The organism is Geobacter pickeringii, assembly GCF_000817955.1.
Lineage (GTDB): Bacteria > Desulfobacterota > Desulfuromonadia > Geobacterales > Geobacteraceae > Geobacter > Geobacter pickeringii.
Genome location: NZ_CP009788.1, coordinates 2,755,966 through 2,778,738 on the forward strand (window position 1 = coordinate 2,755,966; position 22,773 = coordinate 2,778,738).

Annotated in this window: 18 protein-coding genes; 3 read left to right on the forward strand and 15 right to left on the reverse strand. The window is 58.8% G+C overall.

What is annotated here, in order from left to right; genetic code table 11:
• Nucleotides 1-56: 56 nt before the first annotated feature.
• The 12 genes from msrP to GPICK_RS18045 all read right to left on the reverse strand — a co-directional run bounded on the left by msrP (nt 57) and on the right by GPICK_RS18045 (nt 14,359).
• On the reverse strand, nt 57-1,037 hold the full coding sequence (gene msrP, locus GPICK_RS12430; RefSeq protein ID WP_039743684.1) for a protein-methionine-sulfoxide reductase catalytic subunit MsrP: 981 nt from the start codon (nt 1,035-1,037) through the stop codon (nt 57-59).
• A 139-nt stretch (nt 1,038-1,176) separates the two neighbouring features.
• Nucleotides 1,177-3,369, reverse strand: coding sequence for an OmcA/MtrC family decaheme c-type cytochrome (locus GPICK_RS12435; protein WP_039743690.1), 2,193 nt, complete (start codon nt 3,367-3,369; stop codon nt 1,177-1,179).
• A 23-nt stretch (nt 3,370-3,392) separates the two neighbouring features.
• On the reverse strand, nt 3,393-4,172 hold the full coding sequence (locus GPICK_RS12440) for a cytochrome c (RefSeq protein ID WP_039743693.1): 780 nt from the start codon (nt 4,170-4,172) through the stop codon (nt 3,393-3,395).
• A 15-nt stretch (nt 4,173-4,187) separates the two neighbouring features.
• The gene (locus GPICK_RS12445) at nt 4,188-5,405 is read right to left on the reverse strand and encodes a hypothetical protein (protein ID WP_039743699.1); all 1,218 of its coding nucleotides are present in this window, start codon (nt 5,403-5,405) and stop codon (nt 4,188-4,190) included.
• Between the two features lie 409 nt (nt 5,406-5,814).
• Nucleotides 5,815-7,560, reverse strand: coding sequence for a hypothetical protein (locus tag GPICK_RS16710; protein ID WP_052263424.1), 1,746 nt, complete (start codon nt 7,558-7,560; stop codon nt 5,815-5,817).
• Nucleotides 7,561-7,589: 29 nt separating this feature from the next.
• Nucleotides 7,590-8,267 (reverse strand): hypothetical protein, encoded by a 678-nt coding sequence (locus tag GPICK_RS12455; protein WP_039743703.1) that lies wholly within the window; start codon nt 8,265-8,267, stop codon nt 7,590-7,592.
• A gap of 15 nt (nt 8,268-8,282) precedes the next feature.
• The gene (locus tag GPICK_RS12460) at nt 8,283-9,494 is read right to left on the reverse strand and encodes a hypothetical protein (protein WP_039743705.1); all 1,212 of its coding nucleotides are present in this window, start codon (nt 9,492-9,494) and stop codon (nt 8,283-8,285) included.
• A 141-nt stretch (nt 9,495-9,635) separates the two neighbouring features.
• Nucleotides 9,636-10,271, reverse strand: coding sequence for a TetR/AcrR family transcriptional regulator (locus tag GPICK_RS12465; RefSeq protein WP_039743707.1), 636 nt, complete (start codon nt 10,269-10,271; stop codon nt 9,636-9,638).
• Nucleotides 10,272-10,794: 523 nt separating this feature from the next.
• Complete coding sequence (locus GPICK_RS12470) at nt 10,795-11,229, reverse strand: surface-adhesin E family protein (RefSeq protein ID WP_052263425.1); 435 nt, start codon at nt 11,227-11,229, stop codon at nt 10,795-10,797.
• Nucleotides 11,230-11,307: 78 nt separating this feature from the next.
• Complete coding sequence (locus GPICK_RS12475) at nt 11,308-12,477, reverse strand: MFS transporter (RefSeq protein ID WP_039743709.1); 1,170 nt, start codon at nt 12,475-12,477, stop codon at nt 11,308-11,310.
• A 16-nt stretch (nt 12,478-12,493) separates the two neighbouring features.
• Complete coding sequence (locus GPICK_RS12480; protein WP_052263426.1) at nt 12,494-13,984, reverse strand: AAA family ATPase; 1,491 nt, start codon at nt 13,982-13,984, stop codon at nt 12,494-12,496.
• 240 nt (nt 13,985-14,224) lie between these two features.
• Nucleotides 14,225-14,359 carry a hypothetical protein gene (locus GPICK_RS18045; RefSeq protein ID WP_269078661.1) on the reverse strand — a complete coding sequence of 45 codons (135 nt, stop codon included), beginning with the start codon at nt 14,357-14,359 and terminating at the stop codon, nt 14,225-14,227.
• Between the two features lie 85 nt (nt 14,360-14,444).
• Here GPICK_RS18045 and GPICK_RS17090 point away from each other — a divergent pair, with 85 nt between their 5' ends.
• Genes GPICK_RS17090 through GPICK_RS17100 form a run of 3 tightly spaced genes read left to right on the forward strand, consistent with a single transcriptional unit; the run spans nt 14,445 to nt 18,058 of the window.
• On the forward strand, nt 14,445-16,265 hold the full coding sequence (locus tag GPICK_RS17090; RefSeq protein ID WP_201773196.1) for a B12-binding domain-containing radical SAM protein: 1,821 nt from the start codon (nt 14,445-14,447) through the stop codon (nt 16,263-16,265).
• A 25-nt stretch (nt 16,266-16,290) separates the two neighbouring features.
• Nucleotides 16,291-17,169 carry an aromatic amino acid exporter YddG gene (gene yddG / locus GPICK_RS17095; RefSeq protein WP_201773197.1) on the forward strand — a complete coding sequence of 293 codons (879 nt, stop codon included), beginning with the start codon at nt 16,291-16,293 and terminating at the stop codon, nt 17,167-17,169.
• A 1-nt stretch (nt 17,170) separates the two neighbouring features.
• A complete protein-coding gene (locus GPICK_RS17100; protein ID WP_084201435.1) occupies nt 17,171-18,058 on the forward strand; it encodes an AraC family transcriptional regulator in 888 nt (295 codons plus the stop codon).
• 76 nt (nt 18,059-18,134) lie between these two features.
• On the opposite strand, the gene speA is transcribed toward GPICK_RS17100, so the two are convergent.
• From speA to GPICK_RS12500, 3 genes are all read right to left on the reverse strand, one after another.
• Nucleotides 18,135-20,042, reverse strand: coding sequence for an arginine decarboxylase (gene speA, locus GPICK_RS12490; RefSeq protein ID WP_039743716.1), 1,908 nt, complete (start codon nt 20,040-20,042; stop codon nt 18,135-18,137).
• Nucleotides 20,043-20,202: 160 nt separating this feature from the next.
• Nucleotides 20,203-21,357 (reverse strand): carboxynorspermidine decarboxylase, encoded by a 1,155-nt coding sequence (nspC, locus tag GPICK_RS12495; protein WP_039743718.1) that lies wholly within the window; start codon nt 21,355-21,357, stop codon nt 20,203-20,205.
• Between the two features lie 180 nt (nt 21,358-21,537).
• A complete protein-coding gene (locus tag GPICK_RS12500; protein WP_039743720.1) occupies nt 21,538-22,731 on the reverse strand; it encodes a saccharopine dehydrogenase family protein in 1,194 nt (397 codons plus the stop codon).
• Nucleotides 22,732-22,773: the final 42 nt, after the last annotated feature.

Sequence of the window (22,773 nt, forward strand, 5' to 3'; positions counted from 1 at the left end):
CGGGGAATCTTACCAGATAAAACGGGCTCAGGGCAATGGGCTGAGGACGGGAATGGTCAGTAAAAATACTCCCGCCGCGGCGGCCGGTAGAGATGGGCGACGTACTCGCCGTAGCCGTTGAAGATCACCGTGGGCCGGCGCTCGTCGGTGCCGAGCATCCGTTCGTTCTTCTGGGACCAGCGGGGGTGGTCCACCTCCGGGTTCACGTTGGCCCAGAAGCCGTACTCCTCCGGCCCGAGACTGCTCCAGAAGGTGGGGGGCTGGTGGTCGGTGAAACTGATCTCGACGATGGACTTGATCCCCTTGAAGCCGTATTTCCACGGGGTGACGAGACGGATCGGCGCGCCGTGCTGCTTCGGGAGCTCCCTGCCGTAGACCCCCACGGCGAGAAACGCCAGTTCGTTGGTCGCCTCGGCCAGCGTCAGCCCCTCGTGGTAGGGCCAGAGGTCCGTCGAGAAGAGCCCCCCCTGATTCGGCGCCTGATCCTTGCGGAGAAACGAGAGGAACCGGACGTGGGTGGCGCCGGCCAGGGGCTCCGCCCGCCGCACCAGCTCCGCCAGGGGGAAGCCGGTCCAGGGGACCGCCATGGCCCACGCCTCCACGCAGCGGTGACGGTAGCTCCGCTCCTCCAGCGGCATGGTGCGGATCAGTTCGTCGACATCAAAAACCCGCGGCTTTCTCACCATGCCGGTCACCGCCACCTGCCACGGCCGGGTGAGGAACCGGTCCACCGATTTCCAGACGCTCTTGCCGGAGGTGAACTCATAGAAGTTGTTGTATTTCGCCGCCTCCACCCGGCCGGTGAGGGGGCGGTCGAGGGTGTACCGCAGATTCGGCCGCGCCGGCAGCGTCTTCAGGTTCACGAGGGTCCCGCCGAGCTCCCGTCGTTCCTCGGCGAAGTTGGTACAGGCGTTCAGAAACGGCCAGGCGTTGAGGCCGGCGAAACCGAGGGCCTTGAGGAAGGTGCGGCGGTTCCAGAACGCTTCTTCGGGGGTGAGTTCGGAACCTGAAAGGGTAAATCGTGGTGGCCTGCCCATGATTCTCCTCCGACAGCGTCAGGCAATCCAAGGTGACGGGTTTGTTCAGGGGGAGCGGTCTCAGACAACGAAACCGGCGCAGCACGGCAAACAGCCCCGGATCGCTCCGGGGCTGTTCGTGTTGTGTGGCAGCAGAGCCCTATCGGACAGGAGTATGGGCGAAGTCCGGTCCGAGGAGCAGTCCGGTGCGATGGCACTGGACGCAGGTTTCGGCACCGTTGACCACCTTGTCGGAGATGTGGGTCGCGGTGGTGGCGCCGTCGTGGCACGAGGTGCATGCCGCGGTGATCGGCCTGATCTTGGTATCGTCGCTGCTATCGTTGGCGATCGCCCCGGTGGCTGTGGTGGTGCCGACGGCGTTGGCCGGCAGCGGCAGTCCGAAGGTCCCTTCAAGGTGACAGGCGATGCAGTTGCGCCGGTCGTTCGGATAGCGGACATGCGAGAAGACGTTGGGGACATTGCCGAAGCCGTAAACGACGTACGGCTTGACATTGAGGTCTCTGCCGGTGTGGATCGAGTGGATCATATCCTTGAAGTTGACGGTCCGCTCGGCCAGGCCGTCGAGGAACGGTGCCGAGACCCGTCTCGTCTTATCGGTGGCGTTGGGGTTGTGGCAGATGACGCACTCCTCGATGCTGTTCACCCGGTTGGCCCCGTGGAGCGACAGGCGGGTGTGGCAGGCGTTGCACTTCTCGAGGGCGACCACCTTCCGGCGCTGGAGGGACGGGTCGGCGATCCGGGAGCCGTCCGCGAGGTTGAAGTACCACTGGACCGCGGTGCCGCCGACGTTGAAGGTCCCCTTCGGTGTCGTGTAGGGGATGCGCCCTTCGAGGCCGATCACTCCCACCCCCGCCGTGAGGGCCGCGGGAATCGGAGTGGCAAAGGCGATGGTGTAGCTGCCGTCGCCGTTGGCCGTGGCGGCGGTCGTGGCCTGGCTGAGGGGCTGCCCGTAGTTGACGAGACCGTTGTTCAGGTAGTCGAGCTGGGTGAAGTAGCCGAACTTGAGGCTAAAGCTCGACGGGGCTGCAGGAGTAATAGCGCTGCCGTCATCCTTGGTGACCTTGAAGGTGACCGACGGCGCGTTGCCGGCGGTGGCGTTGGTGACATTGAGGATCTGGAAGTTGATGCCGGTAAAGTAGGCGGGAGACTTCTCCAGTATGGTATGGGCGCCGATGACCGACAGGGTATACTGATCGTTCCCCTGGGTTGCGGGGTGGCAGCCGGAGCAGGCGGCATCGGTCGTGATGCCGCCGGAGTGGGGAGCGGCGGTGATGGTGACAGGGTTGGGGGCGGCATCGCCCAGCCGCGGGTTGTTCACCGAGAGGGTGGCGCTCCCGTCGAAGGTGGTGGTGTCGTGGCAGGTGGTGCAGTTGGCGATCTTCGGGGCACCCTTCCACTTGTCCACGTCATTGCCGAAGGTGCGGCCAACCAGGTCCTTCCCCTGCTTGTGGCACTTGGTGCATTCGATCGGCGTGCCGGTGATCCGGGTGTCCCCGGAGATGAACGGATAGCCGACCGTGGAGTAGCTGTTGAAGGAGTTGCCGAAACCGATGATCGCGTAGCCGACCCCCTGGCCCACGCTCGGGAGCTTGCCACCCATGTGGATCTTGTGGATCAGCAGCTTCATGTCGACGGAGTTACCGGTTTGCGGATCGGTCACTCCTGGATAGTGGCAGACGATGCAGAGGGCGATCTCGCGCCGGCCGCCGCCGTGGAGACCGAGGCTGCCGTGACATTCGTTGCAGGCCGAAATGGAGACGACCTCCCGGGTGGCGGTTATTGCGGCGCCATCGGGACGGAAGTTCAGATAGGGGTTGGCCGCCTGTTGGAACGCGGTTCCGCTCACCGAGGTCACCGTCCGGGTGATCTGGGCGGCAACGGTGTGGGTCAGCGTCGGATCGAACGCCACCCCCCCCAGGGTCTTGGTCGGGTCCTTGATGTCGGTCTTGAAGGTGTAGGTGTAGATTCCGGGGCTCACGGTGGCAAAGGTTCCGCCGGAGTCGTACCCAGGCTGCGTCGGCGCGGCGGTGGGGATGTAGTTCTTGTAGTAGCCGTCGGCGCCGAGCTGCGCAATGGTGAAGCGGACGCTGTTGGCGGGAAGGGAGGTCGGATCGAGCGGATTCCCGCTTTCGTCAAAAAGGGTAAAGGTGACCACCGGCAGACCGCTGGTGTTCACACTCTGGACGCTTGCCTGCAGGTTCCCGGTCGGCGTCGCCTGGGCGGTCCCCACCGCGGCGCCTTCTTTCTTGCTGCTGCCGCAGCCGTGCAGCATGGTGGCCGCGGCAAGGAGGCACACGCCCAGCAGCAGTTTCCGTACTGTGTTACCGTGCATACGCTACTCTCCTTTCGCTGGTGCTAGAAATGGTCATGGCACTTGACACAGCTTCTGCCGTTGCTCTTGTCGCGATAGTTCCCCTTGACCGAATCCCAGTTGCGCGGGTGGGGACTTACCTTGAGGCCGGTACGGGCACTGTGGCACTTCAGGCAGACGTCGCCCTCGCTGTGGCACGTCTGGCAGGCCTGCAGATTCCGGCGCGCTTCCACCGCATGGTCAGCAGACCAGTTATGGGTCGGAAGCATGCCTCCCGGATGGCAGCTTTGGCACTGGGACGGCGAGAATGTCTCGTGCTTGGGGCCGACGTTTGAGAGCTGAATATTGCTGAACTGGCGGCGGTGGGACTGGAACTGGAGATCGTTCGGCCGGAACCGCTCGTGGCACTCGATGCAGAATTTCTGCTCCGAGTGGCAGCGGGTGCAGCTCTGCGGGTTATCCATCGCCTTGATCGGGTGGATCTCGATGAAATCGCTGCGGTGGCTCTTCGGCTTGTAGTCGCGCCGGAAGTTCTGGGTCGACGGCGAGGCGTCGATGCCGCCGCCGGTGTGGCAATCGAGACAGAACGCCTGATCGTGGCAATCGGCGCAGTTTTTCTCCGCTTTCTGGGCCACGAGCCGGTGTCCCCGCACCCAGTCTGAATCGTGGTTGGGGGCAACCCCTTCACCTTTATGGCAACTGCTGCACTCCGCAAGGGACGACGAGGCGTAATCCTTGTGGTTCTCCTTGCGTTCGGCTATCGCCTGCCGTGAATAGAGTGCCGCCATGGCCAGCAGCATGATGACAAACAGCCATTTTCTCACAGGTATCCCCCCTTTCTAGAAATCGTAGTCCAGCACGAAGCGACCGTTAATGTCGCTCTCGTCTCGGGCTGTAATGGCGTCTTCGACCCGAAGAGACGCCTGCAGGCTCTTCGCGAGCTTGTACTTCCCTCCCACCCAGTATTTCTGGGCGGTTTCGCGGCTGCTGCCGTCGAGGTAGAAGTCACGCCTGTAGACGTCATAGGTGAGACCGCCGGAGAGCTGGAGGCTCTTGGTGGCATTCCAGGTTACGTCAAGCTGGCCGCCGTCGAGCTTGCCGCCATAGCCGTTGCGCTTGTCATAGGCAAGTCCGATCTCGACGGAACTGATCGGACGGAGCCGGCAGCCGAGCTCATACACGTTGGCGATGCCGTCGTCGCCGTAATCCTGCCGGCTGTAGCCGCCGTTTACGGCAATCATGTCGTTGATGGTATAGTCGACCCGGAACACCCCTTCCTGGTAGCGGTTCACCGCGAAGACCGAGAAGATCGAGGTGGTATCGAAGGTCGGGTAGCTCTGGTACCACTCGCCGGTGAAGATGAGGCTGGCGGTGGGGAAGTACTTGACCCCTCCCAGCACCTCGTTGAACACCTTCGCCGTCGTGTCGTAGCGGGCGTTGCCGTAGAGCTTCATCCGGTTGAACAGGTACTGCTTGAACGAGGCGCCGAGGATGTCGCGGGAGACATCGCCGTCGTCCCACTTGCGGAACCAGCTTACGTCGAGGTCGGTATTCCGGAACCCCGCCAGGTACGCCGACAGCCCCGCGACGTAGTTGCCCCGGTGCCCCGCCTCGCCGTTCACCCCGAAGACAACGTCGCGGCCGCCGAAGGCGTTGAAGCCGATGGCGCCGATGTTCTTCAGCTCGAACTGGGCGCCGTCGATGAGGGCCGTCCCTGCCGAATTATTCATGAACTGCCGGCCAAGCCGCATGTCGATCTTGTCGAACAGCCCCTGGTAGTCGGCGTAGAGATAATAGAGCCTGCCGTTCAGCCCGTCACCGTTGGTCAGATCCTGCGAGCCCCTCCCGTAGCCGTAGAGGGAAAACTTGCCGGCCTGATCGATCTTGGTCACGGAGAGCCGCAGGTACTCCGCCAGTTCCACCTGTCGTCCCGAGTAAAAATCGTTGAACCAGATCAGCTGAGTGGAGCTCCTGCCGTGGAAATCCGCCCCCCATCCGCTGGATGCGGTGAGGAGTGATCCCAGAAGGAGCAATTGTGCAATACGTTTGCTCACCATCAATCGGACCTCCTTTCACAAAGTTGATGACAACTCAAGCCGGCTCCTGCGGGAGCGGCACCGTCAATCCACCTCCTTCGTCGGGTGATGTGAAACTATCGGCAATGACGCGGAAAACGGGCAAAGGGAGAGCGGCGCTGAGGATGGAAGGAGACGAGAGAGGGATGAAGGGCGGAAATATACTCATCGTCCGTGACAAGTGCGAACAGAGCAACTGCATGGCATCGATCCTCCTGACAAGCGGCGAACCCAAACAATAACTAAACTTAACGTACATATTCCAATTTGCAAGCAGTGAATAATTCGAAGGATGGCATGACAGGACGGCTTAAATCGGCGATGAGGATAAAAAAAGCCCCCGCCTCTTACGAAGCGGGGGCTCCACGCGTCAAACTTCTAACGCTTGCGACTAGGGGCGTTCGAGGGGCGTGCTCCAGGCACCCGTTGAGCGGCTCCAGCCGATCAGGTAGACCATGCTTTCGGTGGTGCCGGGGGCAAGGGTCGTAAGGGTGCCGTTGGTGTAAGCCGCAGAGCCTTTGCCGTAGAGTGTGGGGTTTTTGGCAAGGGCTGTGGCGCTGACAGACCAGTTCATCACGCCGTCATCAAGGAAGTCGATGGTGTCATAGATGAGTCGGCGCGTGTAGGTGCGGGCATGGACATAGGCTGCCGGCTCACGCTCCAGGAGGTTGATGTTGAAGCATGCACCAACGAGCTTCTTCGGATTTGCAACGGTACCGCCACGGGTCCAGTCGGTGATCGGAGTCTTGCCCGTCGCATCCAGGGTCAGGTCGTAGAAGTACGGATAGGCCGCCGAGTTATAACCGATGCCATACTTGGTTTGCAGGATGCTCAATGCCAGGTTCAGGGCATTCTTGAAGGCTTCTGCCTGCGGATCGAGGAACGCTGACTTGAAGTTGGTGGCGGTCAGCGTGGTGGTCCCTTCCGAAGTATGGCAGTTGACGCAGACCCGGTTGAAGGCATCCGCGTTGATGGCCAGGCTGTGCCCGCCCGTCATGTGGCAGGTTACGCAGGGGCCGTTGCTGTCGAGATTCCCGGGAACGAAGAACGCAGGGTTGTGACCGTCGCCGTTAATGGCAGTGGTGCCGAGCTTGCGATGGGTGCTGCCAATAGCGCCAGCATCATCGGTCGAAGTAAGCGACTTTCCGTAGGTGCTGCTGCCAAGTGCTGCGGAGGCGGAAGTGAAGCCGGTGAATCCGCCTTTTACATACATCATGCCGGCGGCAGCCATGTAATGGGAGTTGAAGGCAGCAAAGCTGGTGCTGGCCAGGTTTGCACCAGTGGTTTCCACTGCGTTGCCGCCGGTCAGACCAGCGTGGCAGGGGATGCAGAGCTGGGTATCGCCGATGACCGTCCCAGCCGGGAAGCTGGCCGAGGCACCCAGCGACGGGGTGTACGGCGTCGCAAACGTCGCAGTGGGGGTGATCCGCTTCCAGCTGTAATCGGTGTGGCACCCCTTGCAGCCAAGCGCCTCACGGCCGGTGGTGTACTTGCCGAAGATTGCTTTAATGTTGGTAGCATTATAGGTGAAGTTATTCTGGAAATAGTCACGGGAACCGCCGGCTGTGTGGCAGCGTGCACAGCCAATACCTACATAAAGTGGAGATCTCCACTTGTAATGCATCCAGGGGTCCTTCGTCACGTCACCGTGGCCCGACTGTTCCCACTGCTTGTTTACGGTCAGCAAGGTGGTGGTGTCGTGGGGATTGTGACATACCCGGCAGGAGTTGGCGTCATAGGGGGCCACGAAGGCAGCCTGGGTGGAATTGAACGTGGCGCCGCCGACGAAGTGGGCGCTGTAGGTCTTCATGCTGGTGGCGGTGTGACAGTTGAGACAAACGGTATCACCCGGGATATTGGGAATTGCACCACTTGTCGGGTGGCCGTTGGTGGTGTGGCAATCGGGGCAGCTGGCGCCGTTGCGGGTATTGTGGGCAGAGGCCTTCCACTCGTTGACGATAAGGGCGCCGGTAACGGGGCTGACCTTCGTCGAGTGACAGCCGATACACCCGGCCGAGGCCTGATACGAAGCGGTCTGCTGGTCGATGGCGGTCTCGCGGTTGCCGCTGCCGCAGCCGGCAAGGGCAAACAGTGCGGTGGCGCCCAGCAGGAGTATAAATTGGTTGCGCAAATTCATCTGCTTTCCTCCTTTGGTAGTTTGCGGGGTTAGAGGGTGTGACACTTGCGGCAGGAGCGGTCGCTCTTGCGGATCAGGTTGTCGCCCTTGAAGTTTCTCGGGTGCGGGTTGATCCCCGACCCTCCTTTTGCCGTGGTGCCGTGGCACTTGATGCAGACATCGCCTTCCGGGTGGCAGGTCTGGCACGACTGCAGATTCCTGCGGGCCTCGGTGGCGTGCTCGCTGTTCCAGATGAAGCTCTGGCCGCCGAGGTGCGATTTGATCCGCAGCGATCCCTTCGGGTACTTGCTGTGGCACTCGTTGCAGTACGAAGGCTCATGGCAGCGGGTGCAGGTCTGGGGATTGTCGAGGGCCTTGATCGGATGGATCATGATGAAATCCGTCCGGTGGCTCTGGGGAACGTAGTCGCGTCGATAGGTGCGGGTCGACAGCTGGGCGTCGATTCCCCCCCCCTTGTGACAATCGAGGCAGAACTGCTGGACGTGGCACTGGGCACAGTTGCTCCCCGCCTTGCTGGCGAGTACCCGGTGCCCACGGAGCCAGTCAGTGTCGTGGTTCGGGGCGACTCCCTCCCCTTTGTGGCAGGAATTGCACTCGGCCATGGGGGTGGAAGCATACTCCTTGTGCGACATCTTGTCGGCCAGGGCCATCTGGACCGAGAAGGTCGACGCCGCCAGGAGCAGTAGTGCGATTAACCATTTCTTCACGGATTTCCCCCCTTTCTAGAAGTCGTAGTCAAAGACGAAGCGCCCTTGAGTATCGCTCTCGTAACGGGCATTCACGTTGTTCTCGACGCGCAGCGACGCGGCCATGCTCTTGTTCAGCTTGTACTTGCCGCCGAGCCAGTAGGTGCGGGCGATCTCGTCGTTGTTCATCACGTCGCGCTTGTAGACGTCGTAGCCGAAACCGCCGGCGAGCTGCAGCGCCTTGGTCAGGTCATAGTAGGCATCGACGAGGATGCCGTTGGTCTTGCCGTTGGTCCCCTGGTTGTTGTCGTACTCGGCGTTGATCAGCAGCGGTTCCACCGGACGCAGGCTGCAGCCAAGGTGGTAGATGTGGCCGCGGCCCCCTTCCTCGAACCACTGGGAGGTGTACCCGCCGTTGACGCCGATCATCTCGTTGATGGTGTAGTCGGCGCGGAACACGGCTTCCTGGTAGCGGTCAACGGCGAAGACCGAGTAGATCGAGGTGGTGTCGAAGGTCGGATAGCTCTGATACCACTCGCCGGTGAAGACCAGGTTGCTGAGGGGGTAGTACTTGGCGCCGGCCAGAACCTCGTTGAAACTCTGGCTGACCAGGTCATACCGGGTGTTGCCGTAGAGCTTCACGTTGTTGAAGAGATACTGCTTGAACGATGCTCCGAGCACGTCGCGGGCGATGTCCCACCGGTCCCACTTGCGGAACCAGCTCACCTCCAGGTCGGTCTGCTGGAACCCCTGCAGGTAGGCAGACGCGCCAAAGGCGAGATCGCCCCCGTGGCCCGCTTCGTGATCGAGGCCGAAGATCACGTTGCGGCCGCCGAAGACGGAGAGCCCGATGGCCCCGACGTTCTTGAGGTCGACCTGGGCGCCGTCGACGATGGCCGACCCTGCCGCCTGGTTGATGAACTGCCGGCCGAGGCGGATATCGACCTTGTTCCACAGGTCCCGGTACTCCCCGTAGAGGTAGTAGAGCCGGGAGTTGAAGCCTTCACCGGCGTTGAGGTCTTGCGTCGCCCGGCCGTACCCGTAGAGGGACGCCTTCCCCTCCTTGTCCAGGTTCGTCACCGAAAGACGCAGGTACTCCCCGAGTTCGACCTGTCTCTTGTCCTTGAAATCATTGTTGAACCAGAGGAGCTGGGTTGAGCTCCTGCCATGGATATCCGCCGCCCATCCGGTCGATGCCGTCAGCGCGGATGCCAGCAGAAGCAACCGTGTGAACCCTTTGATTCCCATTCAGTGGACCTCCTTCCCTTCAGATAATAATCGCATGAGACTGCTTTGAATCCATCACTCGCGGCTGTTGCCGTCCCTTCACCTCCTTCCGCGATGGTGATTGCCTTGACGTGGGCGGACCCACGGCTGAAACCGGCGTTTCTAAACGCTTTCCGCCGGCTGTTTGATCGTCCCGAAGGTGAAGATCTTCATGAACTGGTGGATCGCCTCCCCCCGGTCGGTGGACTTGTAATGCTTGCGGTGCAGCACCTCTTCGAGACTGAAGAAGCAGAAGACGATTCCGTGAAACGCCCGGGCGGCGTATTCGGGATCGAACTCGCCGAGAGCCCCTCGCTGCTGCAGCTCCCGGAAGAACGAGGCATAGGCCTCGAAGAGCTCGTCAATGAACGTGTGGTAGATCATCAGGAGCTTCTCTGGCGAACGCTGCACCTCGGACTGCATGATCCTGACCCAGTCCTTGATCTGGGTCAGGGTGTCGAGCAGATGATCCGCCAGGGAGGCAAGGGCCTCTTCGTAGGGAAGTTCGAGCGCCTTGGGGATATACGCCTTGAGTGCCGGCAGGACCGAAAAGCGCGAAAGGATCTCCTCGAGAAGCGCCTCCTTCGAGGAAAAGTGCCGGAAGAGGGTAACCTCGGCAACGCCTGCTTCATGGGCGATCTCCCGGGTCGACGCGCCGAGGAACCCCTTGGTGGAGAAGAGGCCAACGGCGGTCTCCAGGATCCTCTCGTGGGTGGAGTCATACGGCCCGAGCGACTGCTTCCTCTTGTCACCTGCCATTGCCAGCCTCCCGCCAGCGACCGGTGTAAGCGCTTACTTACATCGGCTCTCAAAAAAAACCGCGCACCCGGGTGCGCGACGCAACTGCATTCCAATGCAGCAAATATCGGGCCTGTAAACAACAGACCTACAAGACTTATCGGCAGCCGGGGCGGAACTCTTTAGTATTTTTTAAATTTTTAGAAAACACCGCGAAACGACTGAATGATTTTTTTTACAACGAGGGGCATGGCTGGAGAAGAAGCAGGATTTGTGGAAGTTTTACAGGGAGGGAATCTTGTCGGAAAAGTGTCAATCAGAACAAATTGTCAGCTATTTGACCGATTATGACGAGCTCTCATTTCCCAATTGCCTTCAAGTTGACAATTTCCCCCTCACCCCTTTTCCCCTCTCCTAAGGGCGAGGGGAAAAGTCAAACCTTCTCCCCCAGAGAGAGGGTGGCCGAAGGCCGGGTGAGGGATAAAAATGAGCCATGAGCAATTGGGTCATCATGATTGCAACGTGGAATAAAATGGCAGTGCGCCTAATCGCAGACCGCGTCGTGCAGGAGGCTCATGCGGGTTTCGGAGTCGATCGGCTCCCAATCGGTCCTGCCGGAGAGGTCGTACGATTTGATTGCCCTCCCCTTGCTATCGTAATGAGTGATCTTCTCGAGCCTGCTCATGTTGCCGGGGCAGTCGATAATGTAGAGAAACGCCGTGGAACTCAGGTCTTCGAACCCCCTCGGATGGCCGATGGTGTCGAGGGCGTCGTCCCTGCCATCCTCGGTGTAGACGGCCTTCGTCCGGACCGCCACCAGGTCGCCATCCACCTCCGCCACGGAGGTTTCATCGTAATAGTAATTGGAGAGCATGGGGTCTTCGTCGACGAGCACCCACGCCCCTTCGGCGGCGCTGGCCGCTCCGGCGGAGAAACAGATGAGGATGAACAGCAGGCCGAGAACAGTAACGGTTTTCATGGTTCCTCCGGGGATGGTTATTGGGGTGTCGAGCGGCGCCACACCGCCATCTCCATCATAGTGGCTTGGCTTTCGTTGTCAAGAAACGGGGCGGGGAGGATCTTCCCGGACGATCGTCAGCAGGAGGAGCGCCGCCACCGCCGCCAGCGATGCCCCCACGCCGAAGGCAGCCGTCCGCCCCGCCTTTTCCCACAGGAACCCGAAGAGGAGGCTTGCCGGCAGCGCTCCGATGCCGACGGCAAAGTTGTACCAGCCGAAGGCTCCGCCCCGCTCCTGAGGGGTCACGATATCGGCGAGGAGTGCCTTCTCCGCCCCTTCGGTCATGGCGTAGAACAGTCCGTAGACGGCAAAGAGGAGCCAGCAGGCGGCTTCGGTCGTCGCCAGGGCGAAACCGGCATAGGAGAGGGCATAGATCCCCCAGCCGGCAACGATCACCCCCCGCCGCCCGACCCGGTCGGAAAGGGAACCGAAGGGGGTGGAACCGGCCATCTTGACGAGGTGGAAAAAGGTCCAGAGAAGCGGAATGCGGGCCGGCGACACGCCCAGCTCCCCGGCCCGCAGGAGGAGGAAGGCATCCGACGAGTTGCCGAGGGTGAAGATGAGGAGCACGCAGAGATAGCGACGGAGTACCCCCCGGGGGACAAAGCCGAGGAAGCTCCCGTTGGAACTTCGCCGCCGTTCGGTCTCCCGCACCCGCACGACGATGAGGAGCACCGCCAGCCCCCCCGGAATGGCGGCGAGCCAGAAGACGGTTCGCAGATCCTTCACGAACCAGGTCAGCAGGAGGGTGGCGACGAGGGGGCCGACGAGGGCGCCGGCGTGATCCATGGCCCGGTGGAAGCCGTAGGCCTTCCCCCGCAGGGAAGGGTCGGTGGAATCGGCGATGAGGGCATCCCGCGGCGAGGTCCGGATCCCCTTCCCTACCCGATCGGCGAAGCGGATGGCGAGGACCGCCGTGGCGGAGGTGGCGGCCGCCACCAGGGGGCGGGCGAGGGATGAGATTGCGTAACCGGAGAGGACGAGGGACTTGCGGCTGCGCACGCGGTCGGAGGCGATCCCCGAGGCGAGCTTGAGGAGCGCCGCGGTCGATTCCGCCACCCCCTCGATCATGCCGAGGAAGGCCGGCCCCGCCCCGAGCACCGTAGTGAGGAACAGCGGCAGGAGCGGATAGATCATCTCGCTGGAGACGTCGGTGAGGAAGCTGACGAGCCCCAGAATCAGGACGTTGGCGGTAATCCCCTTGAGCATGGAATGCCCCGGCCCCCTAGGAGAATTTCCCCGACGCCGGCACCGCCCGCTTGAAGGCCCACGCCTCGATCTTCTTGATCTGCTCCGCCATGGTGACCGACAGCGGCACCGTCCGACTGATGGCCGCCATGAGGTCCTGCTGGGTCATCGGACGCCGCTCGGTGAGCGCCTCGAAGGTGGCCGAGAGCACCGCCTGCTCGATCTCGGCCCCCGAGAACCCCTTGGTGGAGCCGGCCATGAGCGGCACGTCGATGACGCCGGCATCGAGTTTCTGCTTCTGCAGATGAATGCGGAAGATATCCTCCCGCGCCTTCGGGTCGGGAAGCCCCACGTAGAAAATCTCGTCGAAGCGCCCCTTGCGGATCACCTCGGCCGGGAGCATCTCGATGGCGTTGGCGGTGGCGGCGACAAAGACCGGCGCCCGCTTCTCCTGCATCCAGGTGAGAAACGAGCCGAGGATGCGCGACGCCGACCCCCCTTCGGCCTTGAATCCCTGGCTGGAGATGCCGGCCTCGATCTCGTCGATCCAGAGCACGCAGGGGGCGATGGCCTCGGCGGTCTTGAACGCCTTGCGCAGGCTCGACTCCGGGGTGCCGTAGCTGCCGTCGTAGACCGCCGCCATGTCGAGCCGGATCAGCGGCAGTCGCCACGAGGAGGCAATCGCCTTGACGAAGAGCGACTTGCCGCAGCCGGCGATCCCCATCATCAGGATCCCCTTGGGGAGGTTGGCCCCGGACGAGATCCCTTCGAGGCCGAAGGCCCGCTCCCGCCGCTCCATCCACTGCTTCAGGTTCTCCATCCCCCCCACCTGCTCGGCGGAGGCATCGTTGATGACGAACTCCATGATGCCGCTCTTGCGGATGATCGTCCGCTTGGTCTCGAACAGCGCCATGACGAGATCGCTTCCGGCAATGCCGCCGGCGGCGCGCGCCATCCGCATCCCCCGCTCGATGTCCGCCAGGTCGAGCCCCTGGGCCGCCACCACCAGATCGTCGATGAGGCCGGGCTCCGCCTCGCACGACCGCGCCAGGAACTGGTCGCGCCCCCTCACCTGCTCCAGGAACGCCTTGATCTCGTCGATGGTCGGGAGCCCCTGGTGAAGGATCACGAGCTCCCCCCGTACCGCCGGCGGCACCGTCTCGTCCTCGCCGAGCACGATGAGCACCTTTCCCCGTCCCCGGTGGGCAAACTCCTTCACCTTCCGGATGATGTAGGGGTTGTCTCCCCAGAACCAGGTAAGATCCTTGAAGATGAATACCAGCGGCCCCGGCTGGGCGATGGCGAAGTCAAGGGCCGCAACCGGATCGTCGGACCCCTCCACGGCGACACCGTCGCGCACCAGGCCGTCGGTGCAGGTCCAGACGCAGGGGGTCCCCGCCCCCTTCACCCGGGAGGCGGCCAGGACGGTGACCTGCTCGGTCCGCCGTTCGTTGTCAGTCACCACGTAGACCAGGTTCACGCCGGCGCCGATCAGGCGCACGAGACCGCTTACGTTAAGGTTTTCCACGACTCCTCCCTGGTACATTCATTACAGCCGAACCACGCACAAGCGCCTTCCCAGTCTACCGCATGGGGCCGCGGTGGCAAAATGGCACCGCTACTTTTTATCGCACACTCTCCCGATCGCGGCAAACGGAAAGATTGCCCGCGCTCCGCAGACCGACAGGCCTCCTGAAACGAAAAAGGCGCCGTCTCTCAAGAAATGGCGCCTTCTCCCGTCAGCTGCACGCGGTCGCAACCGCTGCTCCTACTCCCCCAGATAGGTGTACCCGAGGAGCGTTCTGTCCAAGAGCTCCAGGAAGTGGCTGCTCTCCTCGATGGTGACCTTGCGCAGGGCCACGCGACGCTCCTTGCGCCAACCACCATGAAGCCTCATGTACATGTCAATTTTATTCAAGAATTCAAAATTCCATTGAATGTACCCTCTATACAAAAACAAACTAATCAGAAATATAGGGAGGTAATTCATGTCAAATAGTCACCGTAATACCTTTCTTAGTCCTGACAAGAACAGAAGACAGCTTCGCTGCCAACTAGCCAAGCAACTTGAGTCAGGCTTAGTTGTGGACTCAATAATAAGATCACGTACTGGCCCTTGTGATGGCAACAGAATTCCTCGCATTCTTTTAATTGTACCTTATTACACACGCATTTCACGACCGTTAGACATTATCTTGGATAATATAGAGACAAAAAATTCTGATATAACCTTCCGTGAGCAAAGCTGCTCCATAGTTAAGAGCCTCAAAGGCGTTGGAATCACGCACCTGGAAGAGATGAAAAGGGCTGGCATCCCTATGGGGCTTCTCCGTATTGGAACTTCAGCTAAAAAAACAGGATATGATGTAAAAATTATTGATGCAGTATACGAAGGATGGGGAGATGAAAAGGGATACTTTACAAGCACGGAAGGCAGTTCGATCTTATTATATGGCCTGTCACCTGAAGCCCTAAAAGACAAAATAAAATTATTTAATCCCGATGTGGTTGCCATCACATGCTCTTATACCCACCAATGGGGAAATGCCTGCGAGGTCGCTGATCTTGTCAAGCAAATTAATTCAGACGTGCCTGTAATCATGGGCGGCGTTCACTCAAACGGACTTCCATCAGAGACACTTCTAACTGCTCCAGTTGATTTTGTTATTCTTGGTCAAGCAGACAAAACATTCCCAGAGTTACTCGATGTTTTAACAGGAAGACGATCCTGCCAGATTTCAGAAATAAATGGAATAGCTTATAGAGCAAACGGTGAAGTCGTGCATACAAAAAAAAGAAGCTTTCTTTCCGATATAACAGATATTGCCGTACCAGACTTATCTCTTGTCGATTTAAAGCTTTACAGTGGCAGGTATCACTCCGCTGGAGAGCGGCAACTAGACCACGGTTTTCTGGTCTATGGATTTTCCTCTTTCGGCTGCAATACAAGGTGCAGCTTCTGCACTATTCCTACTGTTCAGGGTGGTTGGGTCTCCATGAAAGACCAAGTATTCGAACAATATCTATGCTATCTCAAGTCTCAAGGGGTAACGGAGTTCATGCTTGAAGATGACCACCTCCTCCACGACCCAATGTGGGCAATAAGCGTATTTGAAAAGCTCAAAAAATTTGATTTGCCATGGATGGAAGAAGGCGGTGTTAGTTTATACAACCTAATTGCACTCCTTCCTGAAGTGTCTGAAGAAATCATACATTCCAGCGCTAACAATGAGAGCGTGTTCAGAAATACGATTTCAGCCCGCAGAAAAGGACTCACTGCTGATAAATTTATTAAAGCGATGGCGGACAGTCAGTGCTATAGTATTTATTTGGCGGTTGAAACCGCAAATTCTGAATCGTTGGATACATCAAACAAACCAAAACTTAATGCTTTTGAAGCGCACACTAAAAAAATTGTACAGTTGTTCAAAAAATATAACATTAAAACAACCTGCGGACTAATGCTTGGCTTTATTAACCCAGATGAAAATTATTTTGAGACTCAGCGGCATATTGAAAACAGTATTAACTATGGCAAAATGTTGATGCAGGCTGGGGCAACATATATCAATACTTTTGTTTTCACACCACTTCCTGGTGCTCCTCACTTCTCAGAATTACGAAAATATACTATAAACAATACAGATGAGGGTTTTTCTCACGAATTCGGCAGTCTTGATGCGCCAGACGGCAGTTGGTGTAGAGACACTATGAGCCTTGCCAGGATAGCTGCAATTATCTCGACAGTCGGAATAAATGGGTATGAGCAAATTGCAAAGACTGGTACTTGGCCGATAAGTAGAGACTAGGTGCATTTCCCAGAAAGGAGGGCGCGTGAAGGCAACAATGATCGGTTTTAGTGCAATCCTCATGTGGGGAATGTTGGCACTGCTAACGACTCTTACTAACAAAGTCCCACCGCTTCAACTGACGGCTCTGACATTTACTATCGCTTTTGTGGTTGGACTACTTTTTTGGGCACTAAAAGGTGCTGACTCAAGCTGCTTCAGGCAGCCGATGCGTGTGTGGCTGAATGGAGTCTGCGGACTTTTCGGATTTCATTTATTCTATTTTATCGCTCTAAAAAACGCTCCCGCAGTTGATGCGAGCCTTATTTCTTATCTTTGGCCACTATTCATAGTGATTTTTTCCGCATTGTTACCAAGAGAAAAATTACATTGGTTCCATCTCTCTGGAGCGCTTCTTGGGTTCGCTGGAGCATCCGTCATCATCTTAAAAGGGAATACGTTAAATTTAAAATCAGAGTATATTGTCGGTTATGTAGCGGCATTTATATGTTCATTGATCTGGTCCGCATATTCGGTCATTTCAAGAAAAATCGGCAATTCACCTACTGAATTGGTAGGTGGTTTTTGCGGTGTAACGGCACTTTTATCAGTAACCTGTCATTTGCTATTTGAAAGCACTGTAAAGCTAAATTTTTCAGAATGGCTGGCTGTCATAGCGATGGGCATTGGGCCGGTTGGCGCCGCTTTTTTTGCCTGGGATTATGGCGTTAAGCACGGAAACATCAAAATGCTGGGAGCTCTTTCATATGCTGCACCATTAATCTCTACTATGCTGTTAATCTCTTTCGGGCGAGCCGAGCCAAGCTTGAACTCTGCAATTGCGTGCCTCATGATTGTTTGTGGTGCTGCACTCGCTGCATTAGATACAATTAAGCAATACCTCGGATTAAACACTATAGAATGATATGGAAAAAGCGTCGACTGCAAAGACAAATGCGATCAGATTGAATCAATCTAAGATTCTCTATTTTAGACCATCGGATCTAAGTGGCATTGAACTACTATCATGCAGGGATGTCGGTTTCGATTTTCCTGCCCATTTTCATCAGGCATACTGTATCTGGTTCAATACAAGTGGCGGAGAACAATATTCACAGCGTGGTTATACAAACATTCTTCAGTCGGCATGCTTTAGTATTGTTGCCCCAGGAGAAGTCCATGCTAATCGAACCATCGATCATTCATCTCGCAATCTAATGACATTTTATATTCAGCCCGCTCTGCTACAAACTGTTTCAGAACAGCTTGGGATGACAAACTCCAATTCTGTTGAATTTAAAAGCGGTTTCTACAGGGATTCGGAGTGCCTCGATGGTTTATCCAGGCTTTTCGACATACTCCGGCACTCTACATCTACCTTGGAGAAAGAATCTGTTTTACTAGAATCTTTTCGTCTATTAACTGACAGGCATGCGGTTACAAAAACGTGTGAATCTGCCATTGGCAACGAAAAAATGCGAGTCCTCGGAGTTATTGATCTATTGCATTCACATTTATCAGAAAATATATCTCTTTCTGAGCTGTCCAAATCATTCGATTGCACTCCCTACCATTTGATACGCTTCTTCAAAAAAGAAAAAGGCCTAACTCCTTATGCTTACCTGTTGCGTTTACGGCTTGAGAGAGCCCGTGAGCTTATATGTCAAGGGCGAACCTTGGTAGACACGGCACTAGAGACGGGTTTCGCAGACCAAAGCCACCTAAACCGGCACTTTAAAGCCCTCTACGGCATTTCACCTGGAGAATTCAAGCGACAGGTGTCACATGGCAAAAGCAGGTTTAATGAACAGTAGTAACAGAGGCTGTCAAGGTTAGACACCTACGACCACCATCCAGCGGCTCTTCAGGCGATCGCCTCTGCCTGAACGACTACTCCCCCAGATAGGTGTATCCGAGGAGCGTCCTGTCCAAGAGCTCCAGGAAGTGACTGCTCTCCTCGATGGTGACCTTGCGCAGGGCCACGTCCTTCTCCAGGTTGTCGCGGACGTGCTTGAGGATCTCCGGACCCTTGTACTGGACGTATTTCAGGCTCTCCCAGGTGGCGTCGCCGTTGATGACCGTGTCGATCTTGTAGCCGGTCTTCTTGTTGAAGGTAACGTGGACGGCATTGGTGTCGCCGAAGAGGTTGTGCATGTCCCCCAGGATCTCCTGGTAGGCGCCGATGAGGAAGAAGCCGACGAAGTAGTCCTCGTCCTTGCGGATCTTGTGGAGCGGCAGGTGCTTGGTCCGGCCGTTCTCGCCGACGAAGCTGGTGATCTCGCCGTCGGAGTCGCAGGTGATGTCGGCGATGGAGGCCATGACGTCGGGCTTCTGGTTGAGCCGCTGGATCGGCACGATGGGGAAGAGCTGGTCGATGGCCCAGGAGTCGGGAATCGACTGAAAGAGCGAGAAGTTGGCGAAGTAGGTCTGCCGCAGGCTCAACTGGAAGTTCTGGAGCTCCTCGGGGATCGGCTTGATCTTCTCCACGATGCCGTTGATCTTGCGCAGGATTTTCCCATGGAGCCACTCGGCCATGGCCCGCTCGTTGAGGGTGAGGTACCCCAGGTTGAAGAGGCTCACCGCCTCCTGGATGAGCTGCACCGTGTCGTGGTAATCCTCCCGCAGGGAGTAGCGGTCAATGCTCTTGTAGATGTCCACCAGCTTCTTGACCGTGGGGGCCAGCTTCTCGGCGCCGTTGAGGGTCTCCTCGAAGTCGGGCATGACGTTGGCCGTGTTGGTGTTGAGGAGGTTCGTCACCAGCACCGAGTAGTGGGCCGCCGTGGCCCGGCCGGACTCGGAGATGATGTTGGGGCACTCCACGCCGGCATCCTCGCAGATGTTCTTGATCTGGTAGATGACGTCGTTGGCGTACTCCTCGATGGAGTAGTTGACGCTGGAGAAGTAGCTGGACTTGGAGCCGTCGTAGTCGACCCCGAGGCCGCCGCCGATATCCACGTACTCGATGCCGACCCCCAGCTTCCGCATCTCGGCGTAGACCCGGGTCCCCTCGATGAGGGCGCTCTTGATCTTGTCGATCTTGGTGATCTGGCTCCCGATGTGGAAGTGGATCAGCTTCACCCGGTCCAGGAGCTCGTTCTGCTCCAGGAGCCCGATGGCGGCGATGATCTCCGACATCCGGAGGCCGAACTTGGCGTCCTCCCCGCCGGAGGTGGCCCATTTCCCGGTCCCCTTAGAGGAGAGTTTCACCCGGATGCCGAGCTTCGGCTTGATGCCGGTCTTTTTCGACAGGGCGATGATCTTCTCCAGCTCGAACATCTTCTCCACCACGATGGTGATGTCGTAGCCGATCTTGGTGGCGTAGAGGACGGTCTCGATGTACTCGGTGTCCTTATACCCGTTGCAGATGATGGGGATGCCGTTCCCCGTCGCGAAGGAGATGCCGATCACCAGCTCCGGCTTGGAGCCCACCTCCAGCCCGATGTTGTAGCGCTTGCCGAACTTGGCGATGGCCTCCACCACCTGGCGCTGCTGGTTCACCTTGATGGGATAGAAGGTCTGGTACGTGGCCGGGTAGTCGTTCTCCTCGATGGAGTACTTGAAGGCGCGGTTGATGGCCGCGATCCGCCCTTGGAGGACATCCATGAACCGGAGGAGAATGGGGGGCTTGATCTTGCGCTTGATGAGGTCGTCCACCAGTGCCCGCAGGTCGATGGAATGCTTCGACGTGGGGGACGGATGAACGCAGACGTTCCCCTTCTTGTTGATGGAGAAGAGATCGGCCCCCCAGTTGGGGAGGTTGTAGATTTTGGCGGAGTCATTAATCGACCAGCGTTCCATATACTCTCCTGGCGATGCCATATTCGCGCGCTAACTACGTCGGCTCGTCGTCCAACTCCTCGACGTAGCGCTGCTACGCCTGCGGGCCGGACTCCTCTCCGCCGCCGTTATCATCACGAATCTGACATCGATTACTTACAGTGGTTGTTGTAACAATAGGTCAGGAAAGCCTGACCTTGAAATCCTCGTACCCGAACTTGCGCACCACCCGCAACTCCCCGGTCTCCGGCTCGAAGGTGCAGATGGCCGGATGCTGGATGCCGTTGAAGGTGGTGGTCTTCACCATGGTGTAGTGGGACATGTCCTCGAAGGCGAGCCGGTCCCCCGGCTTCAGGGGCCGCTCAAAAGACCAGTCGCCGATGACGTCCCCCGCCAGGCACGACGGCCCGCCGAGGCGATAGGAGTGGGCCTTCGCGCCGGGGTCGAACCCGCCGGTGATACCGGGGCGGTAGGGCATCTCCAGCACGTCGGGCATGTGGCAGGTGGCGGATACATCGAGGATGGCGATATCCATCTCGTTTCGCACCACGTCCAGCACCTCTCCCACGAGGATCCCGGTGCCGATGGCGATGGCCTCCCCCGGCTCCAGGTAGACCTCCACCCCGTACTTCCCCTTGAAGTATTTCACAAGCTCCACCAGGGCGTCGATGTCATACCCCTCGCGGGTGATGTGGTGACCGCCGCCGAGGTTCAGCCACTTCATATCGTGGAGAAACGGGCCGAACCTCTCCTCGAAGACCTTCGCCGTCCGCTCCAGGGGCTCGAAGAGCTGCTCGCAGAGGGTGTGGAAGTGGAGCCCCTCGACTCCTTCCAGCGACTTCCCCTCGAATTCGGCGCGGGGGATGCCGAGGCGCGACTTGGGAGCGCAGGGGTCGTAGATGGCGGTATGTCCCTCGGAGTGCTCGGGGTTCACCCGCAGCCCCACCGAAACCCGCCCCCGCTCCTTCTCCCACAGGGGGCGGAACCGCTCCAGCTGGTTGAAGGAGTTGAAGACCAGGTGGTTAGAGACGGCAAGGAGCTCCACCACGTCACTCTCCTTGAAGGCGGCGGCAAAGCTGTGGACCTCGCGGCCGAACTCCTCGCGCCCGAGCCGCGCCTCCCAGGGTGAGCTGGCGCAGACGCCGTGCAACGTCTCCCGGATGACGGGAAAGACGCTCCACATGGCGAACGCCTTCAGCGCCATGAGGATCTTGGCGCCGCTGCGCCGCTGCACCTCGTCCAGGATGGCGAGGTTATGGCGCAGCCGCCCCAGGTCCACCACGTAGGCGGGGGATGGGGCGAGCTTCAGGATTTTCGGGATGTCAATACCGGTCAAATGCAAAACCCTTTTGCCACAGAGGCACAGAGACACGGATAAAACGTCTTAACCACCGGAGCACAAGATTTCGGCCAGATCCTCGCACCCGCAGGGGTGCCGGCGGAGGCGTAGCAGCGCTACGCCGCACAACGAGCATCCCGAGGACGGCGGGGAGATGGTCGGAAGATTGCGCTCCTCCTACAGTTCAGGCCACTCGCCTTCAACAACCACCTCCGGCAGTCCCATGGGACCGAGGACTTCCAAGAACAATTCGGGATCGAACTGCTCCATGTTCCAGACGCCGGGGGCGTGCCACGTGCCGGTGAGCATCATGATGGCCCCCACCACTGCCGGCACACCGGTGGTGTAGCTGATGGCCTGGGAGCCGACCTCCCTGTAGCAGGCCTCGTGGTCGCAGATGTTGTAGATGTAGACCTGCTTCCGCTTGCCGTCCTTGAGACCACGGGCGATGACGCCGATGCAGGTCTTCCCCTTGGTGAGGGGACCCAGGCTGCCGGGGTCGGGGAGGAGAGCCTTGAGAAACTGGATCGGCACGATCTTCTGTCCCTGGAACTCCACCTCGTCGATGCGGGTCATGCCGACGTTCTGGAGCACCTCCAGGTGCTTCAGGTAGTTGTCGGAGAAGGTCATCCAGAACTGGGCCTTCCTGATGGTCGGGATGTGCTTGACGATGGACTCCATCTCCTCGTGGTACATCCGGTAGATGTTCATGGGACCGATGCCGTCGGGGAAGTCGAAGGAGCGCTTCGTGGCCAGGGCGCCGGTCTCCACCCACTGGCCGTTCTCCCAGTGGCGGCACGGGGCGGTCACCTCGCGGATGTTGATCTCCGGGTTGAAGTTGGTGGCAAAGGGCTGGCCGTGGCTCCCCGCGTTGGCGTCGATGATGTCGATCTCCTGCACCTCGTCCAGGTACTTCTTTGCGGCGAGGGCGGTGTAGACGTTGGTGACCCCCGGATCGAAGCCGGAGCCGAGGAGCGCCATGAGTCCCGCATCCTTGAAGCGCTCCTGGTAGGCCCACTGCCAGGAGTACTCGAACTTGGCGGTGTCCTTGGGCTCGTAGTTGGCGGTGTCGAGGTAGTCAACGCCGGTCTCCAGGCAGGCATCCATGATGGTCAGGTCCTGGTACGGCAGGGCCACGTTGATGACGAGCTTCGGCTGCTCCTTCTTGATGAGCGCCACCAGCTCGGGAACGTTGTCGGCATCCACCTGGGCGGTGGCGATGCTCCCGCCGAGCTGGGCGGCGATGGCGTCGCACTTGGCCTTGGTCCGAGAGGCCAGGGTGATCTCGCTGAAGATGTCACGGCGCTGGGCGCACTTGTGGACAACGACCTGGCCGACCCCGCCTGCTCCGATTATGAGTACCTTGCTCATGTGATTTCTCCTTTAAGAACAAAACCTGCCACAGAGGCACAG